The following is a 20,977-nucleotide window of genomic DNA, read 5'->3' on the forward strand; positions in this document are numbered from 1 at the left end:
AATCACTTAGGAGGATGGATGCGTGTCTGAGACGGACGTGATCACGAAGGCAGATGTATTGGTTGTCGGTACCGGCCCAGCCGGCGGAACGATGGCGTTGGCGCTCGCGAGGCTCGGCGTCGATGTCATGGTCATCAACAAATACCCCTGGACCGCACCGACGCCCCGGGCGCACATCACCAACCAGCGGACGGTCGAAGTCCTCCGCGACCTTGGTCTGGCCGAGGAAGCGCTCGCCCTGGCGGCGCCCAACGATCTCATGGGCGAGAACACCTATTGCACGAGTCTCGCCGGCGAGGAGCTCGGCAGGCTGCGCACATGGGGTACGCAGCCGCATCGGCGATCGGACTATGAACTCGCGAGCCCGGAGCAGATCTGCGACCTGCCGCAAAATCTGCTCGAGCCGCTGCTGGTTGGCGGCGCTGCCCGCCAGGGCGCGCGCGTGCGGTTCAGCACCGAGTTTTTGCGGTGCGAGCAGGACTCGGACGGCGTTACCTCTTGGGTGCGCGAACGCGATACCGGGCGCGAATATGCGATCCGCTCGAAATATCTGATCGGTGCGGACGGCGCCAACTCGCGCGTGGTCGATCAGGCGGGGCTGCCGCTCGAAGGGAAAATGGGCGTATCGGGTTCGATCAATATCGTTTTCGAAGCCGATCTTTCGCGCTTCGTCGCTCACCGCCCGAGCGTTCTGTACTGGATTTTCCAGCCCGGCTCGAGCGTGGGCGGGATGGGTATCGGGGTCGTCCGCATGGTGCGTCCTTGGCACAAGTGGCTCGCGATCTGGGGCTATGAAGATGTCGCCAATCCGCCGAAGATCGACGACGAGTTTGCCAAGGGCATCCTCTATAATCTCATTGGCGACGATCAGGTCGATATCAAGATCGAGAGCTTCTCGACCTGGACGGTCAACGACATGTATGCAACCAAACTGTCGGCGGGCCGGATCTTTTGCATGGGCGACGCCGTGCATCGCCACCCCCCGACCAACGGTCTCGGCTCCAACCACTCGATCCAGGATGCATATAATCTCGCGTGGAAAATGGCGTTGGTGCTGGGCGGCAAGGCGGGGTCGGACCTGCTCGACAGTTATAACGCCGAGCGGGCGCCGGTCGCGGAGCAGACGGTGACCCGTGCCAACAAGAGCCTTGGCTGTTTTCCGCCGATTCTCGAAGCGCTTGGACTGTTCGGTACCGACGATCCCGAACAAATGCGCCGCAACATGGCGTCGATCAAGGACTCGACCCCCGAGGCCGCCGATCGCCGCGCGGCATTGCGGACCGCGATCGATGGCTCCGACTTCGTCTATAATTGCCACGGTGTCGAGATGAACCAGCGCTACGCCTCCAATGCCGTGGTCGGCGATGGAACCGCGCCGCCGCAATATGATCGCGATCCCGAACTTTTCTACCAGCCCACCAGCTTTCCGGGCGCGCGGCTGCCCCACGGCTGGGTCGCGCGCGATGGAGCGCGGGTCTCGACGCTCGCGCTGTGCGGGGATGGTGAGTTCACCCTCCTGACCGGATTGGGCGGCGAGGCGTGGGTGGACGCGGCGGCTGCGGCATCGGAGCAATTTGGCGTGCCGATCCGGGTGCACGTCATCGGTCCCGGGCGGCCGATCGAAGATCCGCATGGCGATTTCGCCCGAATCCGCGAGGTCGGCGAAAATGGGGCAATCCTCGTCCGGCCGGATGTTTACGTCGGTTGGCGCGCGGAAGCTGTCTCGGCCGATGCCGCCGAACGGCTGTGCTCGGCGATGGCCACCATTCTCGCCTTGCCCGCCGAAACGACTTCGGAACGTGCGGACGAAATGGTCGTCTGACGGATCGTCCGGCCGCTGTCTTGGGTGAGACTCCCTTCCCATTGCTGCAGCGGCCGGGCGATGCTTAGCCTTTGCCAATGTGAAAGTTTGGAGGGTCGAATGATCGACAAGTCGGTCGTCAGCGCCGAGGCGGCGGTGGCGGACATCAAGAATGGTTCGGCGGTCATGATCGGCGGTTTCGGTACCGCTGGAATGCCCGACCAGCTCATCGAGGCGCTTATCGCGCAAGGCGCCGGCGACCTCACGATCATCAACAACAATGCGGGCAACGGCGAGACCGGCGTTGCCGCATTGATCAAGGCCGGTAAGGTGAAAAAGATCATCTGCTCCTTTCCGCGTCAGGCGGACTCGCATCATTTCGACGCTGCCTATCGTGCCGGGCAGATCGAGCTCGAACTCGTGCCCCAAGGCAATCTTGCGGCGCGCATTCAGGCGGCGGGAGCGGGACTTGGCGCAATCTTCACGCCGACAGGCTTCGGGACGCTTCTTGCCGAAGGGAAGGAGACCCGTGAGATCGACGGGCGTCAATATGTGCTCGAATATCCCATCCACGCAGATTTTGCGCTGATCAAGGCGCAGCGGGGCGATCGCTGGGGGAACCTCGTCTATCGCAAGACTGCCCGGAATTTCGGACCCATTATGGCGATGGCGGCCAAGACGACGATCGCGCAGGTTGCCCGGATCGTGCCGCTTGGCGATCTCGATCCCGAAGCAGTCGTGACACCGGGGATATTCGTGCAGCGGGTCATCGAAACGGCACCCGTGCCTCTCCACGCCGTGGCCTGATCGGAAGAGATGATATGGAACGCTTGAATCGGCACCAAATGGCCGCGCGGGTCGCAAAGGATATTCCCGAGGGCGCCTATGTGAATCTCGGCATCGGCCTTCCGACCACGGTCGCGAACTATCTTCCTGTCGACCGCGACATATTCCTGCAGAGCGAAAACGGCCTGCTCGGGATGGGGCCAGCACCGGTGCCCGGCGAAGAGGATTGGGAACTCATCAATGCCGGCAAGCAGGCTGTGACACTCCTGACCGGTGGATGCTATTTCCATCACGCCGACAGCTTCGCGATGATGCGGGCCGGCCATATCGACATCTGCGTGCTCGGCGCCTTCCAGGTTTCGGTGCACGGCGATCTCGCGAACTGGCACACCGGGGAACCCGGCGCCATTCCGGCGGTCGGCGGAGCGATGGATCTCGCGATCGGCGCCAAGCAGACCTTCGTGATGATGGAACTGCTGACCAAGCAAGGCGAAAGCAAGCTGGTCGAGGCGTGCCACTATCCGCTCACGGGGCTCGGCTGTGTGTCGCGCGTCTATACCGATGTCGCTGTCTTTGAGGTGGGCCCGTCCGGTGCCGGCGTTCTTGAGATGGTCGAAGGGCTTGCCATCGAGGATCTCCGCAAGCTGACCGGCGTCCCGCTTCGCGAGAGCATGGCGCTTCCGGCCTGACACTGACCTATCGAGAGGACTCATATGACCGACGCATTCATTTGCGATGCCATCCGCACGCCGATCGGCCGCTATGGCGGCATCCTCGCGAACGTGCGTGCGGACGACTTGGGTGCGCTCCCGCTCAAGGCGCTGCTCGATCGCAATCCCGCTCTCGATCCTGCCGCGATCGAGGAGGTCTTCTACGGCTGCGCCAACCAGTCGGGCGAAGACAACCGCAACGTCGCGCGAATGAGCCTGTTGCTGGCCGGTCTGCCTTTCACGGTGCCGGGGGTGACGCTCAACCGCCTTTGTGCGTCCGGGCTCGAAGCGGTCGGAGCGGCGGCCCGGGCAATCCGCTCGGACGAAATGGCGCTGGCGATCTCGGGGGGCGTAGAGAGCATGACACGCGCGCCGTTCGTCATGGGCAAGGCCGACGCTGCCTTCGGCCGCGGGCAGAAGCTCGAGGATACGACAATGGGCTGGCGTTTCGTCAACCCGGCCCTTGATGCACTCCACGGCACCGAGACGATGCCGCGCACCGGTGAAAATGTCGCCGAAGATCACAAGATCAGCCGCGCGGATCAGGACGCATTCTCGTTGCGAAGCCAGCAGCGCGCGCTCGCCGCGCAGCATAACGGCTTTCTCGCCGAAGAAATCGTCCCGGTTACCGTTCCGGGCCGGAAGGGCGAGACGGCCCTCGTCGCGATCGACGAGCATCCGCGGGCGGATGTGACGATGGAAGCGCTCGCGAAGCTGAAGCCGCTCTTCGGTCCCGAGGGCACGGTCACTGCCGGCAATGCCTCGGGCATCAACGACGGCGCCGCTGCCATGGTTATTGCCAGCGAGGCCGCAGCGAAAGCGCATGGCCTTACGCCGCGAGCCCGAATCCTCGGCCTCGCCTCGGCCGGCGTCGAGCCGCGCGTGATGGGGATGGGCCCGGTCCCGGCGACGCAGAAGCTGATGGGTCGGCTCGGGCTTGCCATCGGCGATTTTGACGCCGTCGAGCTCAATGAAGCTTTTGCCAGTCAGTCGCTCGCGGTGTTGCGCGCGCTCGGTCTGCCGGATGACGCACCGCATGTGAACGCGAATGGCGGTGCGATAGCGCTTGGCCATCCGCTCGGCATGTCGGGCGCGCGCATTGCGATGACGCTCGTTCACCAGCTTGAGAAAAGCGGAGGCAGGCGCGGCCTTGCCACGCTGTGCATCGGCGTCGGCATGGGTCTTGCTCTTGCAGTCGAGCGCGTTTGACGATCCCGCCGGATCGGGAGTGGACGGCGTCTGCGAAGTCTGCCCGTCACGCGGGCGGAAGGCGCTCGGCCGGGCGACGCGCTCCGAGACAATCTTTTGAACGCTGTGAGGCGCGTTTCGCGTCCGGGCCCGCGCTATATTTCAGTCGGCGCATGATGGACTGCGCCGCAATGAGAGACGCGAAGTGGGGAATGGGTGCGGTCGGTGCCCGCGCTCCCGGCTCTTCTCGGGCGATGGTTTTTGAGGGATCATATGGCAGGTCCAATCGAAGACGCCACCGTCTGGCGGCCGATCATTGCTTTGGAAGATCTTTCCGAGGGTGCCCTTCATGTCGCCGAAATCGCGGGCAGGCACATAGCAATATATCATGTCGAGGGCTCGTTCTACGTGACGAGCAATATAGCCGGCGCTTGCTTTGCGCTCGCGTCCGAGGATTTGCTCGAGGTTCGCATAATCGAGGGGCCCGCGCACATCGCGCGCATCGAGGCTCGCGCGAGGGACGAGCTCTCCGGCCCGGCGGGCGTGCCGCTCGAACGCTGTTCGGTGCGGTTGGCCAATGGTGTTGTCGAGGTCCGCATATAGATTCGGCCGGCCCGGTCTGGCCGGAAAGCGCACGACCGGAGTGGGAAAATGGACGAGAAGAATAGAGACGACAGCCCTGCGACCCTGCTTGGAGAGGTCATCGACAAGCAGTCGTGGAATATGCTGGTCGTGACCACGGTGCTTTTGTCGACGCTCATGATGTTTGTCGACGGATATGACCTGCAAACCATTGCTTTTGCTGCTCCTTCCATCATGTCCGAATGGAGTTTGTCGTCCGCGGCCTTCGGATTGGTGTTCGCGGCCGCCTCCTTCGGAATGCTGGTCGGCGGGATCGTCTTCGGCTGGATCGGCGATCGGCACGGCCGCAAATTTGGATCTCTCGTCGCGCTCGTCGTGTGCGGCTTGGGATCGCTGTCAGTCTTGGTCGCGCGCGACATTTATCTGTTGAGCCTTTGCCGCTTTCTCACGGGAATCGGAATCGGCGGCCTGACGCCGCTTCTCTATGCACTCAATCAGGAGCTCGTGCCGCAGCGATTTCGCGCGACTGTGGTTGCGGTCATCATGATGGGATATATGGCTGGCTCGGCCAGCGGGGGCGCCGTGGCGGCCGCCTTCATGCCTCATTATGGCTGGGAAGCACTGTTCTGGATCGGCGGTGTGTTATCGCTTCTTCTCGCCGGCGTCGGCTACGTCCTCCTCCCGGAATCGGTTGCGTTTCTCTCCCGGCGGTCGACCCGGAAGGCGGAACTGGAATCCCTGCTGCGCCGTATCGATCCCTCGATCGCGGCGGAAACCGTCGCCCGCATCGCGGCTCTTCCCGATGTTCCGCACGCCGCCGCATCCCGCGGCCTGTCCCCGCTCTTTTCCGGACGCCTGTCGACGATCACCCCCTTGCTGTGGCTAGCCTATGTCTGCAGTTCGGCGACTGTCTTCTTCATGATCAGCTGGCTACCGACGCTCATGCTCGGCGCGGGGTTGCCGAAAGCCGAATCCGCGCTTGGACTGTCGCTCTTCATCTTGGCAGGATCGATTGGCGGCCTCGTCATCTCCGCCTTCATCGACCGCCTGGGCTTGTCGTCGATCACAGTTATGCCGGTCATCGGCTGCATTCTTCTTGCTACCCTCGCGTTTCCCGACTTGTCCTCGTCGGGCTATATGATCGCCGTCGGGATATGCGGTTTTTTCGTGTTGGGCGGACATCAGGGTCTGAACGGTGCCGCCGGCTTGCTCTACCCGTGTCCTGTCCGCGCGTCCGGTATCGGCTGGGCATTGTCCATCGCAAAGATCGGTTCGATTGCCGGCCCGCTCGTCGGCGGTATATTGTTAGCCACAGAACTGCCGCGCCTGCAGTTGATGATGATCGTGGCCTCGCCGCTGCCAATTTTCGCCGTTAGCTTAATTCTGCTCGGACTGGCTAAATCGCGGGAGGGGAGAGCAAGCGCCGTGAAGCGCATCGAATTGGCGGGCTCCGACGTCGTCTGATTGTGTTTCGGGTCGCGTTATTCCGATAGTCGCATTGCGTGCCCTTTCGTCGGCCTCCACCCGGCAGAGTGCCGAAGACCATCGGTCGCGCACATTCCGCGACAGGGCATCCCCGGCCCGGTCCCGTTCGGTGAAATCGCATGTTGTTCAAAAAAATGGGTCTTGTGCGCCGACGGGATGTCACCACACTGACATGATGGAAGGGTCGCAATCTTCTACCGCCGATGATCGTCTCCGATGGAATCGTCTGACCGACAAGCAGCGCGCTTGCCTCGAGCTCCTTCTCGAACGCAAGACATCGAAGCAGATCGCACGCGAGCTCGGCATCTCAAAATATACCGTCGACCAGCGGATCACCGCTGCCAGGCAGCTTCTCGGGGCGAGGGATCGTGACGATACCGCGATCCGCTACGGGCGCCTCAAGCAAATATGCGACCGGATCGCATACGATCCGGTGGAGCTTCCCGACACCGCAACGATCATGCCATCCGGCTTCGCAGACGATGGCCCTTCGAATGTTTTCGATTTGCGCGAGACCAGCAAGTCGGTGGACCGGCTTTCAGGAGAAGGCGCCCCGTCCGGGAAGATCTGGAGGCACGACCACAGGCTCTCGGCCAGGCTCACGATCATGGCGACCATTCTCGCAGCCGCGATCATTTTCCTGCTCGGCAGTCTCGGAATTGCTGAGACGCTCACGCGGCTCATTTCCGGCTGATCTTTCTCATATCCGATCGAACGAGCGCCGGAGCCCGTGCTTCCGGCAAAGGAGAAGTCATGTCCGATACCATCAGTTTGGCCGCCGCGCGGCTCCAGCAACAAGTCCCCGCCGCCGAGGCCCGCATCGACGACGCCATCATCGCCGCCTCGTCGCTGATGACGAGCGTCGTGACGGCGCGACGCGATACGCCCGGCGTCCCCGCCGTCAAGGCGCAATCGACGATCCACCGCATCGCCAGGCTACAGACCGTGCTGGTCGGTGCGAGCGGCGACGCCTTGCGTATCCATGGCGAGCTGGCCGACATCGCGCGCGAGACCGGCGGGCTCGATCTCCATGAATGTCCCGCCATCGCGGGCGCCGGAGACGCTGCAATGGCGGCGACCTCCTAGCGATTGACCCGGGGTCGCCGGCATGGTCATTGGTCGCGATGGTTCGGATCGCAATCTTCCTGACGATCTTGCTGGCGGCGCTGGTCTATGCCTTGAGAAAAGGCGGCGGCCCGGAGCGGGCGATGGCATTGATCCTCATCGCGATGGCGGTCGCCGATCAAGTCCTGCACCAGTTTATTCCGCCGACCTTCACGTCGGTCGATGCGGGGCATCTGGCGATCGATCTCGCAGCCGCGGCGGCGAGCGTCACACTTGCGCTGACGGCGTATCGCTTCTGGCCGATGCTGGCAGCGGTGCTCCAGCTTCTCCCGCTCATGGCGCATGTCGGCAAGGCGGCGGACATGTCGGTTCATCCGGTCGCCTATCTGACGATGCAGGTCGCTGCATCCTGGCTTCTCCCGCCGCTTCTCGTTTTTGCAACCTGGCGGCACCAGAAGCGGGTGCGCGCGAATGGGAGCGATCGGTCCTGGCTGGGCTCATCGCGGCGATCGCGCCCGAAGATTGCGAACTCATAGCGCGCGTCCTCCTCGATGAATTCAGCAGCCTTGGGCGCCTCTGGGCCCAAACCGCCGAACGCATGGCGGCCGTTCTCTGCGACTGGCCCGAAGTTGGTTCCTTTCTCGTCACGCTTCGCGACACGATGTTCGATGGAATGCGATCGGACCTTCGCGCCGGGAGGATCGACCCGTTCGATCCCGCGCTGCGCCGCTACCTGATCGCGTCGATGGGATCGCTCCCCGACGAGCGGCTCCGCGTCTTGTTCCTCGATACAGCGCATGGGCTGATAGCCGACGAGCAGATGCAGCATGGCACGCTTTGCCATCTGGCCATCTACCCGCGAACGATCTTCCGGCGCGCGCTCGAGCATAATGCGGCGGCGATCATTCTCGTCCACAACCATCCGGGCGGCGATGCGACGCCGAGCGAGGACGATATCGAGGCAACGCGCAAGCTCGACCAGATCGGGCGCGCGCTCGACGTGGAGGTTCTCGATCATATCATCGTCACGCCGACCCGGCTTCACCATATCATTTGCGAGCGGAGGAGCGCCGCACGCCGCGCCAATCCCGCGTCCTTCACGCTGCGAAGCGAGGTGCTGCCGGAGGATGAGGCGATCGATCGCGCCTGTCGAAACGCCGAGACAGTGTTGCGACGCCGCATCCTTCGCCGGCAGCTCGTCGGCAGCGCCGAACTGTTCGGCGAGCCGGCATGGGACATGCTCATCGATCTCTTCATCCACGAGTGCAAGGGACAGCAGCTCTCGATGTCGTCGCTCTGCGCGACCGCCGGCATTCCGACCAGCAGTGCGATGAAGCTCGCGCAACGCCTGTGCGAGGCAGGCATATTGGAGCGGACGCCCGACCTCTTCGACGGGCGGCGTACGCTGATGAAGATCGCACCCGAGGTTGGGCATCGGCTGCGGGCCTATTTTGCCGAAGGAACCGAATAAGCTGCGCCTGAAGCGGGCGCGGCCCGTCGCGGGCGTGCGTCGTCGTCTCTGCGGCCGCTGGTCTGGCGCGTCAGCGACCAAGGCGCCATCACATCGATCCTTTCTGCTCGTCACCAACTGCTGATGCCGGCCTGTTCTTGCCCGATCGACGCCGCATGGAAATATTCGGAAAATATTCTGGCGATACGATATGAGCGGCGGACCTGCCGCGAACTGGCGATTTCCCGAAGCTTATGGCGGGCTTCTCGTCTCGGACCGACGCGCGTTCGCCTGGGAGTGGCTACGCCGAAGTCCGCTGTACCGGACCCTCTGGAAAAACCGGGCGCGCGTTTCGGACGAGCGGCTCGAGAGCCTTGGCCTGCACGGCTGGATCGATCCCGCTTTGTCCGCGTCCGAAGCCCGTCCAATCTGGAGCGTCGTCAGAGATCCACGCGTGCTGCGCGGGCGGCCCGCCCGCGTAGACAGTCCTGCTGACGACCTGTTCGACGTGCGCGATGTCGCCCCATTTGTGTCGGTCGAGATCGACGCAGAAAAGACCGAGCATTGGTTGCTGAGTGACGGACATTGGGCCATCCGCCTCGACTTGCACGACGGCACGCTGCTGGGCGGCCCGATCCTAGTCGAACATCGGATATCCGGCCTTCAGTCGGCAAAGCCCAAGCTCGAAGCTCTCCGCCAGTTTGTCGTCCTGGCCGAGAGCGGCCGGCTACCGCGTTCGATGATGCCGCGCGAGCGTAAGGCGGCGCAATGGATCCTCGAGCTGCGCGTCGGCGATGCGATTCTGTCCGGCGCGACACAACAGGAGATGGCGCGCATCTTGTTCGGTGCGGTGATCGCGTCCCGGCGCTGGCGGATTGAAAATGCCTCGCATCGTCTTCGTGTCCAGCGGCTCGTGCGGATCGCTCGGCGGAGACTTGCTGACCCCTTGTCGGGACCATGGTTCGGCTAGCGCGCCACCCGGAGCACGCGACGTCGTCCGCCGCGCACGGAGCCACCAACCGTCCCGGGGCTGCTCTTCATGACAACAAAAACTCTCAATTTGAGACTAAATCGCGAATATATTTGAAAAATATTATCGCGCCCATAGCTTTGACGGGCTCCGCATCGTCTATGACCAGCAACGATGCCCAACCGCGGTGACCCTGCCCATTGAGAGGGCGAGGGGATCGGCACCGGACTGGGAGCAATGCCGGGCAAGCAGGTTCGAGAATGCTGCCGGCGTTGCCATGGGTCATTCATGCCAACCCTCGACGCCGCGCTGCGGCTCGCGGCCGAATCCTTGAAGGTCGCAAATGAAGATGCATTGATCGATATTCTCGACGAGGCCTGTTCGAGGCTCGGCTGCTCATGGTTCGCGTTGAGTCATCATGTCGACTTCCTGGCGGCGCCCGAGAAGGGATTGCGCGTCCACAATTATCCCGAAGACTGGGCACGATGGTTTGATGAACAACGGCTCGGCGTCCGCGACCCGGTCCATCGTGCGAGCGCTCGCCGCGCGGCCGGTTTCCTCTGGCACGAAATGCATCATTTTTCGCGGCCACGGCCTGGTGACGGCGCGATTCTGAAGCGCGCGCGCCGGCACGGGATCCATGATGGCCTCACCGTTCCGACGCATATCCCCGGCGACGCACACGGGTCGGTATCCTTCGCTTGGCAGAAGGGGCATTATGCGACACCCGAGGCCTTGATGTTCGCGCAGGTGATCGGCGCTTTCGTCTTCGAGGCGGCACGGCAACTGTCGGGGCTGGTTCCTGCCAATGATCAGCCACGCCTCACCGACCGGCAGATCGAATGCCTTCTCTGGGCCGCGCGCGGCAAATCGGATTCGGTGATCGCGCAGATCATGGACTTGCAGACGGATACGGTCAGTGAGCATTTGCGCAACGCGCGCGCGAAATACTCCGCTCGAAGCCGCGTTAGCCTGGCGATCCGCGCCTTGTTCGACGGCACGATCTGCTTCAGCGACGTCGCCGGCGGCTGAAACACCCCCCTTTCTTGGTATGGCGGAGATGATTTTTTCGGTTCAATTGGTCTGTCTCTTTCAACCGAGGAGACAAAACCCATGTTCATCACGGTCAATCAGGACAATAGGGCGGACGAGCATGTCGCGCTCCGTTCGATGTTCGAAGCGCGCAAACGCGTCTTTGTGGATCTGCTCAAATGGGACCTTCCCGTGCTCGCGGACCGGTTCGAGGTCGACCATTTCGACGATCCCTTTGCCACTTATCTGATCGTCACCGACGGGCAGGGCGAACATCTCGCCTCGGCGCGGCTTCTGCCGACGACGCGGCCCGCCCTTCTCGACGGCATCTTCCCCTATCTTGTCGACGGCCCAGTTCCGCACGGAACAGCGATCTTCGAAATCACCCGCTTTTGCCTTTCGCCGGGGATCGGCGCGCGGCAACGCCGCGCGGCGCGCGATACGCTGCTCGTGGGGCTCGTCGAGCATGCGCTGGCGCATGGCATTTCAACCTACACCGGGGTCGCCGAGCTATCGTGGTTCCGGCAGGTCGAGCGGTTCGGCTGGGATTGCCGCCTGCTCGGCGAGACCGCGATTCACGATGGCCGTGCGCTGGTCGCACTGGCGATCGCGATCGAGGCCGACACCCCCGCAAAACTGGCCGAGACCGGCATCGTCGCGGCCGCCGCCGACGCGGCCGCCGAAGCCGCGTGAGGAGGGAATGATGGCGAACCATTCCTTTTCGCGCCGCGACTCCGCTGGCACCGCCGCGCAGCGCTTGGCCGATGATGGCTATGTCCTGCTTCGCGGCGCGGCACCGCCGGCCGAGATCGCGGCAATCGCGGCGGACCTGGCACCGCGCTTCGTCGCGACACCCTTTTGCTCGGGCGGCTTCTACGGCGCGCGCACCAAGAGGTTCGGGCGCCTGCTGATCCGTTCGCCGCACATGGCGAACCTCGTGATGCATCCCGGTATATTGGCGCTTGCCGAGGCGGCGCTCGGCCCCTGGTGCGAGCGTATCCAGCTCAACCTCACGCAGGCGATCGAGCTCCATCCCGGCGCGCTCGCGCAATTCCCCCACCGCGACCAGGATATGTGGCAGGGCTCGCTCGGCGAGGTCGAATATCTCCTCAACGTGATGTGGCCGCTCACCGAATTCACCGCGGAAAATGGCGCGACGATGATCTGGCCCGCAAGCCACGGCGTCGAAGCGCTGATCGAAGAGCCGCGCGAGCAGCCGGTGGTTGCTGGAGCCGAGCCGGGCGACGCGATCGTCTTCCTCGGGTCGACACTCCACGGCGCAGGCGCAAATTTGAGCGCGATGCCGCGCCGCGGTATCATCGTCAGCTACTGTCTCGGCTGGCTCAAGCCCTACGAGAACCAGTGGTTGGCCTATCCTCCTGACATTGCCCGCCACTTCCCGCCCGAGCTCGCCGCGCTCGCTGGATACGCGCAGCACCGCCCCAATCTCGGCAACTTCGAAGGACAATGTCCCTCGGTCCTGTTCGGCGGCTATCCCGACGAGCCGCTGGCTGCGATCGACGCGCTGCGGCCCGATCAGCAGGCCTTGCTCGCTGACCATGTCGCCGCGCAGCGCGTCGCGGTAGACGGAGCGCGCCGGGCATGAATGCCGGCTCGACTATGGAGCGCGTCTATCTCGACCTCAAGGCGCGGGTGCTCGATGGCCGCTATCCGCCGGGCACGCGGCTCGATCCGGTCGTTCTCGCGCGGACGCTGCGCGCCAGCGCGACCCCGGTCCGCGAGGCATTGCACCGCCTCGCCGGCGAACGGATCATCGACAGCTGGCATCAAGAGGGGTTCCGGCCCCCGATCCTCGCCGAGGCCGATCTCCACGATCTCTATCATTGGGCGTCATTCCTGCTCGGGCTCGCGCTCCAGGGTCCGGTGCCAGAGCGCGATCGGCCGACGGGCCTCGTGAAGCTGACGCATCACAGGGATTATGCCGAGGCCCTCGACTCGCTCTTCCGGGCGATCGCACTGTGGAGCGCCAACCGCGAGCTGCGCTTCGCGATCTTCAACCTGGTCGAACGGTGTCATCTGTTTCGCAAAGCCGAAGCCCGCGTCGACACCTCGGCGCGCGATATGCTCGCCGCGATGGAAGCCGATTACCGCTTCGGACGCTGGAGTGCACTGCGGGCCAAGATCACGCGTTTTCACCGGCGGCGGATGGCGTTCGCGGGACGTGTCGTCGCCGAGCTCAGACCCCGAGACACGCCGCTCAGATAATATTCGAAAGATATTCAAACTATAAAAATTCTATTCTGTCCGATCGGCGTAGCTTTCTCGATGCCGCAATCCCGCGGCATTTAAGAGGAGGTTCTCATGAACCACAATGACACCGTCGAAGACGGCATCGAAGAACTGGGCGTCGCCAGCGTCGTCACGCTCGGGCCGGCTCCGCCCTATCCCGAGGATCATCTCCTCAGCCCGATCCCCGTCGGCGGCGGCATCTCCGCCGACTGACGGCTTTGCGGACGCGGCGTCCTGCGCCGCGTCCGCTTCTTCACCATGACATATCATCTCGCACCTCATGTGAGCTACGGGCTGCTCGGCCACCGGGTGGTTCTGCTCGACCTCGCGGCCGACCGTTATCTTCTGCTCGGGGAAGCCGAGGCGGCCGTGCTGGCCGCACTTGCGGCGTCCGAACCGCCGCCGTCTTCAACGCTCGTCGAGACGCTTCTGGCGCGTCGCCTGATTTGTGCGGGGCGGGGGGCCGGAATTGCGCCGGTCGACCAGCCGCCGCCACTCATAAGCGCCCTCGAAGTCGATGGCGGCAGCGGCAGCATATCTTCATGGGAAGCGATAGCCTCGGTCGCCCGCGCACGTTTGTCGCTCCGCTTCCTGGGGCTTGCGCGAACCGTCTCGCGATGGCGCGCTTTCCGGGCTCTATGTGCGAGGCAGTCCAAGGGACGGGACGGCCTCGCCAGGGACAGCGAAATTGCCGCGGCTATCGCGCGGGGCTTTGCCGAAGCGCGCATTGCTGTCCCCACGCGCCGGCTTTGCGTCCCCGACAGCCTCGCGCTTGCCCGCTGCTTGTGGACGCGCGGTATCGCCGCCGACGTCTATTTCGGCGTCCAGCTCGATCCGCTCCTCGCGCACAGCTGGGTACAGAGCGATAACCTTGTCCTGTCGGATCCGCTCAACATCGCCGCCGATTATACGCCGGTGTTCAAACTTTGAGCCTGCGTCTCGCCCTGATCGACGGCGCGGCCGCGCTCGGGCGGCTGCCGGAAGAGCTTTTGCCGCTCGCCACGATCGGTCCGGGGCGGCTCGTCGGAGACGGCGCTGCGCCGCTGACCGTTGCCGGAAATGTCGCGCTGGCGGGTTGGGCCTTTCATCGCGATGGTTTCGGTCCCTGTTCGGACCTGTCGGACGAGGCGGCGGCACAGATCGTCGCCACCCGCGGCGCCTGGGCGCTTTCGGTGCTCTGGGGTCATTATCTCCTGTGCTGGGCGGACGCGGCGGGCAGGGTATTTCTGCTCCGCTCGCCCGTTGCCGGCCCGCCGGTTTTCCATGCGCGGGGAGACGAAGGTCGGTCGATGGACGGCAATGGCAATGGCGCCGCGAGCCGCTGCGCGTTCACCGATCTTTCCCTCGCGCACTCACTCGGCTTTGCCCGTGGCGGACCCGATCCGGCGCGGATCGACGCGGCGCTGCGCTACCCCTTCTTTCGCGGACCCGACACCGAGATCGCCGGGGTCAGAGAGGTCGTCCCCGGTGAGATTGTCGAGCTCGCGAGCGGCCGCCGCCAGGCCGGCAGCTGGTCGCCATGGGATCATAGTGTCCGGCCGCCGCGTCGCGCTGCGCCCGACGAGCTCCGCCGGCTCGTCGGAGCCGTGACCGGGGCCTGGGGACGCCGCTTCGATCGCATCCAGCTCGAGCTGTCGGGCGGCCTCGACAGCTCGATTGTCGCGACCTGCCTGGCCGAAAGCGGCGCGCAGTGGCGCGGGATGACATTGGCGACAAGCGATCCCGACGGCGACGAGCGGCCCTATGCGCGAGCGGTGACCGACCGGCTCTGCGCCGAACTGGCCGAACGGTGGCGACCCGCTCCCGGCGATCCCGTCGCATTGCCCCACCGGCTCAGGGTGCGTCACGGCGGTTTCGGCCTGCTGGCGCCGAGCGACGCCGTCTTCCTCGAGACGGCGCGGGAGTATGGCGCGGACGCGATCTTCACGGGGGCCGGCGGCGACAATGTCTTCGGCTATATCACTTCGACGGCGCCGATCCTCGATGCCCTGCGCTTTGCCGGGCCGCTCGCGTCATGGCGCGCGGCAGGCGACCTCGCGCGGATGGCGCATGACAATCGGTGGAAGGCGCTCGCCTATGCCGCGCGGCGGGTTTTAAAGCCGCCACCGCCCTGGCCGATCGATACCACGTTGCTGTCGCGCCGCTACGAAGGTCCGATGCCGGCGCATCCGTGGATCGCCGATGCCCGTCGCGCGGCGCCGGGGCAAAGGGTCTATGGCACGAGCCTCTTCCTGACCCAGTCGTTCGTCGACGCTTATGACCGGGCGCTGGCGATGCCGATGATCGCGCCGTTGCTGTCGCAGCCGCTTGTCGAGTTCGGCCTCGGGCTTGCCAGCTGGCAATGGGGCGAGGGCGGACAGGATCGGGCGCTCGCGCGCCGTGCCTTTGCCTGCGAGCTTCCTCGCGAAGTGCTGGCGCGGCGGAGCAAGGGGCGCATCTTGTCGATCTTCCTGCCGGCCTTCGCCAAAAATCGCGAGCGCCTCCGTCCCTTCCTGCTCGATGGCTGGATGGCCGGGGCGGGGATTCTCGATCTCGATGCGGTGCGCACGATGCTCGATGGCGGGGCCGGCGATCCGGTCACGATCCTGCGCATCCTCGAGGTCGCGGACATGGAGGGATGGGCCCGTTCCATCGTCGCGTCGGGCGTCACGTCGGATAACTGAGTCCGAGGCCGATCGACCGTGCCGGGCACACGCCGGGGTGCGCGTGCCCGGCACGGTCCTAACGCGCGGGAACGGGCAAGGACTGTCCCGCGCGATATTGGCGCCAGCGGCGATATTGCCCGGCTTTATCCGGGGCTTTGTCCTCTTCGCCCTTGAGCCAGAAGCGATACCAGTCGAGATTGCGCTCGTACGAAGCGCGCTTGTGCGCCGGCTGATATTTGATGTGCAGCTCGTCGGCGAACACGATCATCTCGGCGGGTTTGCCCGCGCGTTTGAGCCGCGTGTGGAGTTCGACATTGGATTGGACCTCGGACTCCGGGACCTGCATCAGAAGCGGCGTGTCGAGCGCATCGATGTCCCAGAGCGCGGTAACGGACCTCCAGCGATCGGGAGCCGTGTCGGGCGGGCCGAGTCCCCAGACATCGTCGAGAACCGCGGTGAAGCCGCGTCCGGGAAGCGCATTCATCCAATAATAGTGCGGCGAAATCTGACCCGACGCGATCGTCGCTGCCGCGAAGCGCTTCGACTTGCGGATGGCCCAGAGCGCGACCGACGAGCCGAAGCTGAGTCCGCCGATGCCGACGCGCGATGGATCGATTTTCCCTTGTGCCGCCAACCCGTCGAGCGCGGAACCGATCGTCTCGAGCGCGAGCGCGTAGGAGCCCTCCATTCCCGCCGCGCGTGGCGCACGGACCGCGTCGATGCACAGCACCGCAATGCCATGTTCGGCGAGCGGCAGCATCGGTATCTCGTCGCCCGACCCGCCCTTCAGAAAGCCCTCGCACATATAATATTGGACGACGACCGGGAGCGGGCCTTTGGCATCGATCGGGCTCAGGAAATAGCCGGTGAAGCCGCCGGGCCACGCCATCGGCTCGGCTTTCGCCGCGATCCGCGCCGCGAGCGCACGATTCGGCTCGGCGAGCACCTGCGTTCGACCCGAGGAATAATCGATGCGGACGAGGCGCGGCGGCACGAGCGGCTGTGCATCGGCGCAATAGAGCGCCTCGGCTCCGACCGCGCAGCGCGGTGGCTGGCCGGGCACGCGGAGCGCGCCGCTGGTGACCGTCAGTCGTTTCGCCTTGGAGGCACCGACTGCCCATAGCCAGACGATCTCGCGTTCGCTGCGATCCTTTTCGAACAGCAGCAGGGCATCGCTGCCACCGCGCCAGGCGAGCGCGCGCAGCTTGCCCGACCGGCACGGCGACGCGGAACAGACCAGGAGGCGGCCATCGGCGCGCGTGACGCGAAGCTGCTGCTTGTCCCTCTCGCCGACGATCTCGGCGAGGCTGCCGTTCGCGGCACGGCTCGCGATGTCTTGCGCGGGTGGAGGGGGCGCGGGACGCTGGGCCGGATCGCTCGGGACGGCGGTCTTTTCGGTCGCCGCCACGTCCCAGAGGATCCGCCGATTGTCGAACCAGGGTGAGGAAATGCGGCGCATGACGCGCTGACCATCCTCGATTACCCCGCCCGCAACCGCCTGGTTGAGGTTGAGGCTCCCATCGACGAGCACGCCATCGCGGTAGGCCGAGCGTTCCGCATCGGCGATCGCGGCACGCGTTGCGCCGACACTGTAGCGCAGCGCGCCGCCATCGGCCGACGGGCCAAAGTCCGTGATGTCGGCCTCGTCGACGATCTCGCGTTGAAGCGGCGCGTCGTCGCGCCAGTGCCAGATTGCCTGCACGCCGTCCTTTAGCGCGAGGAAACGAAGCCCGCGGCTGTCGGCATCCCAGACGGGCGTGGTTTCGACGGGCACGCCGCTCGCGTCGGGTCGGACGGCGCCGCCGTCGAGCACGACCGGTTCGCCGCCGCCGTGAACTTCGACGACGAACCAGCTGAGATGTGATGCATTTTTGTCGACCGACGGCTGGCTCAGACGGTAGGCGATGCGGCGGCCGTCGGGCGAGGGCGTCGGCGCCGTGATGTCGGCAAGTTCGACGAGATCACGCGTCGTGACCGGCGCGCGGCTGACGGGACTGGGCAGCTCCGTCGCGGCGGGAGCTGCCGCCGCGACCGCAAGCAGGCTCGCGAGCATCACCATGCCACAACCGCCTGGAGCGCGATTGTTCGCCCGATCGCATTCGCCTGTTCGGGATCGTAACCGATCGCCGAGCCGATGGACTGGAAGCGCGCATAGGGCGGGTCGCTGTCGAAGAGATTGTTGATGCTGAGCGCGAGGCGGAGCGACCGTCCGCCCGGATCATCGGCGCCGGCGATCCGCGCACCGAGCTGGAGGTCGACCGTCGTCCAGCTCTTCACCCGTTCCTCGGGGGTAATCGTCCGGTTGCGATAGCTCCCGACATGGTTGACCGCGACCCCGCCGTCGAAGGCGCCGAGCGTGAAGCCAGCGCGTCCGCGCAGGCGCAGCTTCACCGGGTTGCCGAGCGTGCCGACGACATTGTTCGGCGCCGCGGTTTCGATGAGCCGGTTGTCGATCTCGAACAGCCTGCTGCCGCCGAACGACAGGTCGATATGGCCTTCGCCGATCGGGCGGCTGTAGCCGAGGTCGAAATCGAGCCCGCGGACGCGTGATGAGGAGAGGTTGCGCGTCCGGACATCGATGATCGCACGCACGTCGCCCGGCGCGGCGCCGATCGCGTTCGAAAAGCTCGGATCGGCGAAATAGGCGGCGACGACGGCCGGATCCGGATTATCCTCGATCAGCGGCGCGTAGATGTCGCGCGCGACGAGGAAGTTGCGGAATTCGGCCGATCCCGACGCGATGCGGCCGCGATAGTCGATGTCGAACCAGGTCAGCGCGAGCTTCGCGCCGGGCAGGAACGCGGGCTCGAAATCGACCCCTGCGGTCCAGCTTGTCGCTTTCTCGGGTCCGATATCGGGCCGGAAACCGAACAGCGCGAGCACGATCGATTGCCCGGTCGGCGACGCCGGATCGGCAACGCGGATCGCCTGGTAGCGGGCGTTGGCCGTGCCGACGAGTTCGTCGAAGAAGGGCGCGCGGAACGAGCGGCCGTAGGAGGCACGCAGCGCGAGGCCGGGGAGCGGCGTCCAGCGGATGCCCGCCTTCGGATTGGCGGTGTCGCCGACGTCCGAATAATCTTCGTAGCGCCCCGCGAGCGAGAGCGAGAGTTCGCCGGGAAAGCTGCCGTCGGCATCGAAGACGGGCAGCGCGAGCTCGGCGTAGAGCGAGCGCACGATCCGCTTGTCGGGGAGCCCCGGAATGCCGTCGGTGCGCGGCGCGGTGCCGACGAGGTCGCTTGTCTGGACATAGGTGAGGCGGTCGCGGCGATATTCGGCGCCGAGCGCGAGCTTGGCCTCGCCCGCGGGAAGTCGGAACAGCGGGCCATCGGCGCGCAGTGCCCCGGTCCAGACGCGGTAGCGCGTATCGACCGCGAGGCTGCCGCGAAGCCGGTCGATCAGCGCCGGGTCGTTGACCGCGCCATCGCCGAACGGATTGAGCGCGGTCGCGAACGTCGACGCCGCCGCGGCCTGCGGCAGGCGCGTGAAGTGGATCAGGTTGACGCCGTCATAATGTTCGCGCTGCAGGCCGTAGCCGCCGGCGACTTCGATCTCCCAGCGCCCGACGTCGGCCCGCGCCCCGAGCGCGGTGTTGAGCGCGCGGACTCGGCCGCGCACGCCTTCGGGCCCGAAATCGGCCGCGGGATCATAATAGACGGTGATCGGCTGGCCGGTGCCGATCGGGTCGACATAATAGGGGTTGGCGGCGGTGACCGTGAGTGGGATCGTTCCGTTCAGGCGGCGGCGCGCTTCGAAGCGCCGGTCGGCATAGAGAGCCCGCGCCAACAGCTTGACATGATCGCCGATCGCCTGTTCGGCACTCGCATAGAGGCTCGCATTTTTCTGCTCCGGCAGGATGTCGACATGGCGCCGCCCGTCGCCGCTGTTGAAGTCGGCGCTCGGAATGAGGTCGGCGGCGCTGAGATCGCGACCGTCCTGCCCTGCCGGGATATGGAAGCGGCGGCCGTTTGCCGCGACGATCGTGCCGGGATTGTTATAGTTGGAGCGGAGGTCGGGGCCGCCGAACGGCCGGAGATCCTCGCTCGCGAAGGCGCGCTGGGTCGAGGGCAGGTTGCCGCGGTGATAATATTCGCCCGCGACGACGAGATGGCCCGTGGCCCAGCCCGTTCCAACGATCTGGCTGACCTGAATTTCGCCATAATCGCCATCGGCGGTGCCTGCGCGAAGCCGCGTCTCGGCACCGTCGAAGCGATTGCGGAAGCGGACGTTGACGACGCCCGCGACCGCGTCCGACCCGTAGATCGCCGACGCCCCGTCGGTGAGGATTTCGACGCGCTCGATCGCCGCCGACGGCACCAGCGACAGGTCGGCGAAGGCGCCCGAGGCGCCGCCGAGCGCCGGGCGCGTGCCGTCGAACAGCGTCAGCGTCGCGCCCGGGCCGAGGCCGCGCAGGTTGATCGCCGAGCCGAAACCGATGTTGCTGAGGCTGTTGCCGCGATTGCTCATCCCGATATTGGCTTCGGTCGGGCCGCCCGAGAAATTCTGCGGGATCGTCTGGATGAAGTCGGCAAGCGTCGCGCGCCCGCTGCGGTCGAGCGTGTCGCGGTCGATCGTCGCAAGCGGCGAGCCGATCGGACCCGCGCCGCGAATGCGCGAACCGGTGACGATAATCGCCGGGTCGCTCGCCGCGTCAATCGAAGCTTCGTCCGCCGCAGCGCCGTTTCCCGCACGGACCACGAGCCGGCCTTCGACGAGCTCGGCGGTGAGGCCGGTGCCGGCGAGGAGACGCGAGAGTGCGGCATCGGCGGTCAGGCGGCCTTCGACGCGGCCGCTGCGCTTGCCCGCGACGAGGCTCGAGGCGGCGACGATCTCGCGGCCCGAGATCGCCGCATATTGGCGCAGCGCGTCGCCGAGATCCTGCGGCGGAATGGCGTAGCTGCGCTGGGCTGTCTGTGCCTGCGCCTGCGCGGCCGGTGCGGTTGCGGCCAGGATCGCGCCCGACGCCAGCAGGACCGCGAGATATTTCGATGTCATTCTACCCTCCCGAATGCGGCC

General features: G+C 65.4%; 20 protein-coding genes. 18 read left to right on the forward strand and 2 right to left on the reverse strand.

Annotation, left to right across the window (positions count from 1 at the left end; translation table 11 throughout):
• Window positions 1-22 precede the first annotated feature (22 nt).
• The 18 genes from B6S01_RS00740 (at window position 23) to B6S01_RS00815 (ending at window position 15,982) form a co-directional block, all read left to right on the forward strand.
• Window positions 23-1,822 (forward strand): FAD-dependent oxidoreductase, encoded by a 1,800-nt coding sequence (locus B6S01_RS00740; RefSeq protein WP_062793167.1) that lies wholly within the window; start codon window positions 23-25, stop codon window positions 1,820-1,822.
• A gap of 99 nt (window positions 1,823-1,921) precedes the next feature.
• Window positions 1,922-2,608: a 3-oxoacid CoA-transferase subunit A gene (locus tag B6S01_RS00745; protein WP_020997479.1), complete on the forward strand. Its 687-nt coding sequence runs from the start codon at window positions 1,922-1,924 to the stop codon at window positions 2,606-2,608.
• Window positions 2,609-2,622: 14 nt separating this feature from the next.
• A complete protein-coding gene (locus B6S01_RS00750; RefSeq protein ID WP_034156879.1) occupies window positions 2,623-3,276 on the forward strand; it encodes a 3-oxoacid CoA-transferase subunit B in 654 nt (217 codons plus the stop codon).
• Between the two features lie 24 nt (window positions 3,277-3,300).
• A complete protein-coding gene (gene pcaF / locus B6S01_RS00755) occupies window positions 3,301-4,506 on the forward strand; it encodes a 3-oxoadipyl-CoA thiolase (protein ID WP_020997481.1) in 1,206 nt (401 codons plus the stop codon).
• 252 nt (window positions 4,507-4,758) lie between these two features.
• Window positions 4,759-5,088 carry a Rieske (2Fe-2S) protein gene (locus tag B6S01_RS00760; RefSeq protein ID WP_051908354.1) on the forward strand — a complete coding sequence of 110 codons (330 nt, stop codon included), beginning with the start codon at window positions 4,759-4,761 and terminating at the stop codon, window positions 5,086-5,088.
• 48 nt (window positions 5,089-5,136) lie between these two features.
• The gene (locus B6S01_RS00765; protein ID WP_051908352.1) at window positions 5,137-6,531 is read left to right on the forward strand and encodes an MFS transporter; all 1,395 of its coding nucleotides are present in this window, start codon (window positions 5,137-5,139) and stop codon (window positions 6,529-6,531) included.
• 193 nt (window positions 6,532-6,724) lie between these two features.
• Entirely contained in the window at window positions 6,725-7,246 is a 522-nt protein-coding gene (locus B6S01_RS00770; protein ID WP_231568033.1) for a helix-turn-helix domain-containing protein, read from the forward strand.
• A gap of 59 nt (window positions 7,247-7,305) precedes the next feature.
• Window positions 7,306-7,638 carry a hypothetical protein gene (locus B6S01_RS00775; protein ID WP_037467191.1) on the forward strand — a complete coding sequence of 111 codons (333 nt, stop codon included), beginning with the start codon at window positions 7,306-7,308 and terminating at the stop codon, window positions 7,636-7,638.
• A gap of 38 nt (window positions 7,639-7,676) precedes the next feature.
• A complete protein-coding gene (locus B6S01_RS21240; protein ID WP_051908350.1) occupies window positions 7,677-8,153 on the forward strand; it encodes a hypothetical protein in 477 nt (158 codons plus the stop codon).
• Between the two features lie 62 nt (window positions 8,154-8,215).
• Window positions 8,216-9,088: a JAB domain-containing protein gene (locus B6S01_RS21245; protein WP_169802885.1), complete on the forward strand. Its 873-nt coding sequence runs from the start codon at window positions 8,216-8,218 to the stop codon at window positions 9,086-9,088.
• 190 nt (window positions 9,089-9,278) lie between these two features.
• Complete coding sequence (locus B6S01_RS00785; RefSeq protein ID WP_051908348.1) at window positions 9,279-10,037, forward strand: transcriptional regulator domain-containing protein; 759 nt, start codon at window positions 9,279-9,281, stop codon at window positions 10,035-10,037.
• 237 nt (window positions 10,038-10,274) lie between these two features.
• A complete protein-coding gene (locus B6S01_RS00790) occupies window positions 10,275-11,069 on the forward strand; it encodes a LuxR family transcriptional regulator (protein WP_081570252.1) in 795 nt (264 codons plus the stop codon).
• Window positions 11,070-11,150: 81 nt separating this feature from the next.
• Window positions 11,151-11,762 (forward strand): acyl-homoserine-lactone synthase, encoded by a 612-nt coding sequence (locus B6S01_RS00795; protein ID WP_037467180.1) that lies wholly within the window; start codon window positions 11,151-11,153, stop codon window positions 11,760-11,762.
• A gap of 10 nt (window positions 11,763-11,772) precedes the next feature.
• Entirely contained in the window at window positions 11,773-12,675 is a 903-nt protein-coding gene (locus B6S01_RS00800) for a phytanoyl-CoA dioxygenase family protein (protein WP_051908357.1), read from the forward strand.
• Between the two features lie 14 nt (window positions 12,676-12,689).
• Complete coding sequence (locus B6S01_RS00805) at window positions 12,690-13,295, forward strand: GntR family transcriptional regulator (protein ID WP_037467177.1); 606 nt, start codon at window positions 12,690-12,692, stop codon at window positions 13,293-13,295.
• A gap of 96 nt (window positions 13,296-13,391) precedes the next feature.
• Window positions 13,392-13,532 (forward strand): hypothetical protein, encoded by a 141-nt coding sequence (locus tag B6S01_RS20920; RefSeq protein ID WP_156103381.1) that lies wholly within the window; start codon window positions 13,392-13,394, stop codon window positions 13,530-13,532.
• A 69-nt stretch (window positions 13,533-13,601) separates the two neighbouring features.
• A complete protein-coding gene (locus tag B6S01_RS00810) occupies window positions 13,602-14,249 on the forward strand; it encodes a lasso peptide biosynthesis B2 protein (protein ID WP_077145342.1) in 648 nt (215 codons plus the stop codon).
• Entirely contained in the window at window positions 14,246-15,982 is a 1,737-nt protein-coding gene (locus tag B6S01_RS00815) for an asparagine synthase-related protein (protein WP_037467172.1), read from the forward strand. The genes B6S01_RS00810 and B6S01_RS00815 overlap by 4 nt, the downstream gene beginning before the upstream one ends.
• A gap of 58 nt (window positions 15,983-16,040) precedes the next feature.
• Here the strand turns inward: B6S01_RS00815 and B6S01_RS00820 are convergent, their stop codons facing one another.
• The gene (locus B6S01_RS00820) at window positions 16,041-18,023 is read right to left on the reverse strand and encodes an Atxe2 family lasso peptide isopeptidase (RefSeq protein WP_037467169.1); all 1,983 of its coding nucleotides are present in this window, start codon (window positions 18,021-18,023) and stop codon (window positions 16,041-16,043) included.
• Complete coding sequence (locus tag B6S01_RS00825; RefSeq protein ID WP_037467166.1) at window positions 18,017-20,956, reverse strand: TonB-dependent receptor; 2,940 nt, start codon at window positions 20,954-20,956, stop codon at window positions 18,017-18,019. The genes B6S01_RS00820 and B6S01_RS00825 overlap by 7 nt, the downstream gene beginning before the upstream one ends.
• Between the last annotated feature and the right edge of the window lie 21 nt (window positions 20,957-20,977).

The organism is Sphingobium herbicidovorans (genome assembly GCF_002080435.1).
GTDB lineage: Bacteria > Pseudomonadota > Alphaproteobacteria > Sphingomonadales > Sphingomonadaceae > Sphingobium > Sphingobium herbicidovorans.

Bases quoted from the DNA above. Each gene is read 5' to 3' on its own strand.
- B6S01_RS00745 (WP_020997479.1), top strand. From the start codon at position 1,922: ATGATCGACAAGTCGGTCGTCAGCGCCGAGGCGGCGGTGGCGGACATC.
- B6S01_RS00750 (WP_034156879.1), top strand. From the start codon at position 2,623: ATGGAACGCTTGAATCGGCACCAAATGGCCGCGCGGGTCGCAAAGGAT.
- pcaF (WP_020997481.1), top strand. From the start codon at position 3,301: ATGACCGACGCATTCATTTGCGATGCCATCCGCACGCCGATCGGCCGC.
- B6S01_RS00760 (WP_051908354.1), top strand. From the start codon at position 4,759: ATGGCAGGTCCAATCGAAGACGCCACCGTCTGGCGGCCGATCATTGCT.
- B6S01_RS00765 (WP_051908352.1), top strand. From the start codon at position 5,137: ATGGACGAGAAGAATAGAGACGACAGCCCTGCGACCCTGCTTGGAGAG.
- B6S01_RS00770 (WP_231568033.1), top strand. From the start codon at position 6,725: ATGATGGAAGGGTCGCAATCTTCTACCGCCGATGATCGTCTCCGATGG.
- B6S01_RS00775 (WP_037467191.1), top strand. From the start codon at position 7,306: ATGTCCGATACCATCAGTTTGGCCGCCGCGCGGCTCCAGCAACAAGTC.
- B6S01_RS21240 (WP_051908350.1), top strand. From the start codon at position 7,677: ATGGTTCGGATCGCAATCTTCCTGACGATCTTGCTGGCGGCGCTGGTC.
- B6S01_RS21245 (WP_169802885.1), top strand. From the start codon at position 8,216: ATGGCGGCCGTTCTCTGCGACTGGCCCGAAGTTGGTTCCTTTCTCGTC.
- B6S01_RS00785 (WP_051908348.1), top strand. From the start codon at position 9,279: ATGAGCGGCGGACCTGCCGCGAACTGGCGATTTCCCGAAGCTTATGGC.
- B6S01_RS00790 (WP_081570252.1), top strand. From the start codon at position 10,275: ATGCCGGGCAAGCAGGTTCGAGAATGCTGCCGGCGTTGCCATGGGTCA.
- B6S01_RS00795 (WP_037467180.1), top strand. From the start codon at position 11,151: ATGTTCATCACGGTCAATCAGGACAATAGGGCGGACGAGCATGTCGCG.
- B6S01_RS00800 (WP_051908357.1), top strand. From the start codon at position 11,773: ATGGCGAACCATTCCTTTTCGCGCCGCGACTCCGCTGGCACCGCCGCG.
- B6S01_RS00805 (WP_037467177.1), top strand. From the start codon at position 12,690: ATGGAGCGCGTCTATCTCGACCTCAAGGCGCGGGTGCTCGATGGCCGC.
- B6S01_RS20920 (WP_156103381.1), top strand. From the start codon at position 13,392: ATGAACCACAATGACACCGTCGAAGACGGCATCGAAGAACTGGGCGTC.
- B6S01_RS00820 (WP_037467169.1), bottom strand. From the start codon at position 18,023: ATGGTGATGCTCGCGAGCCTGCTTGCGGTCGCGGCGGCAGCTCCCGCC.
- B6S01_RS00825 (WP_037467166.1), bottom strand. From the start codon at position 20,956: ATGACATCGAAATATCTCGCGGTCCTGCTGGCGTCGGGCGCGATCCTG.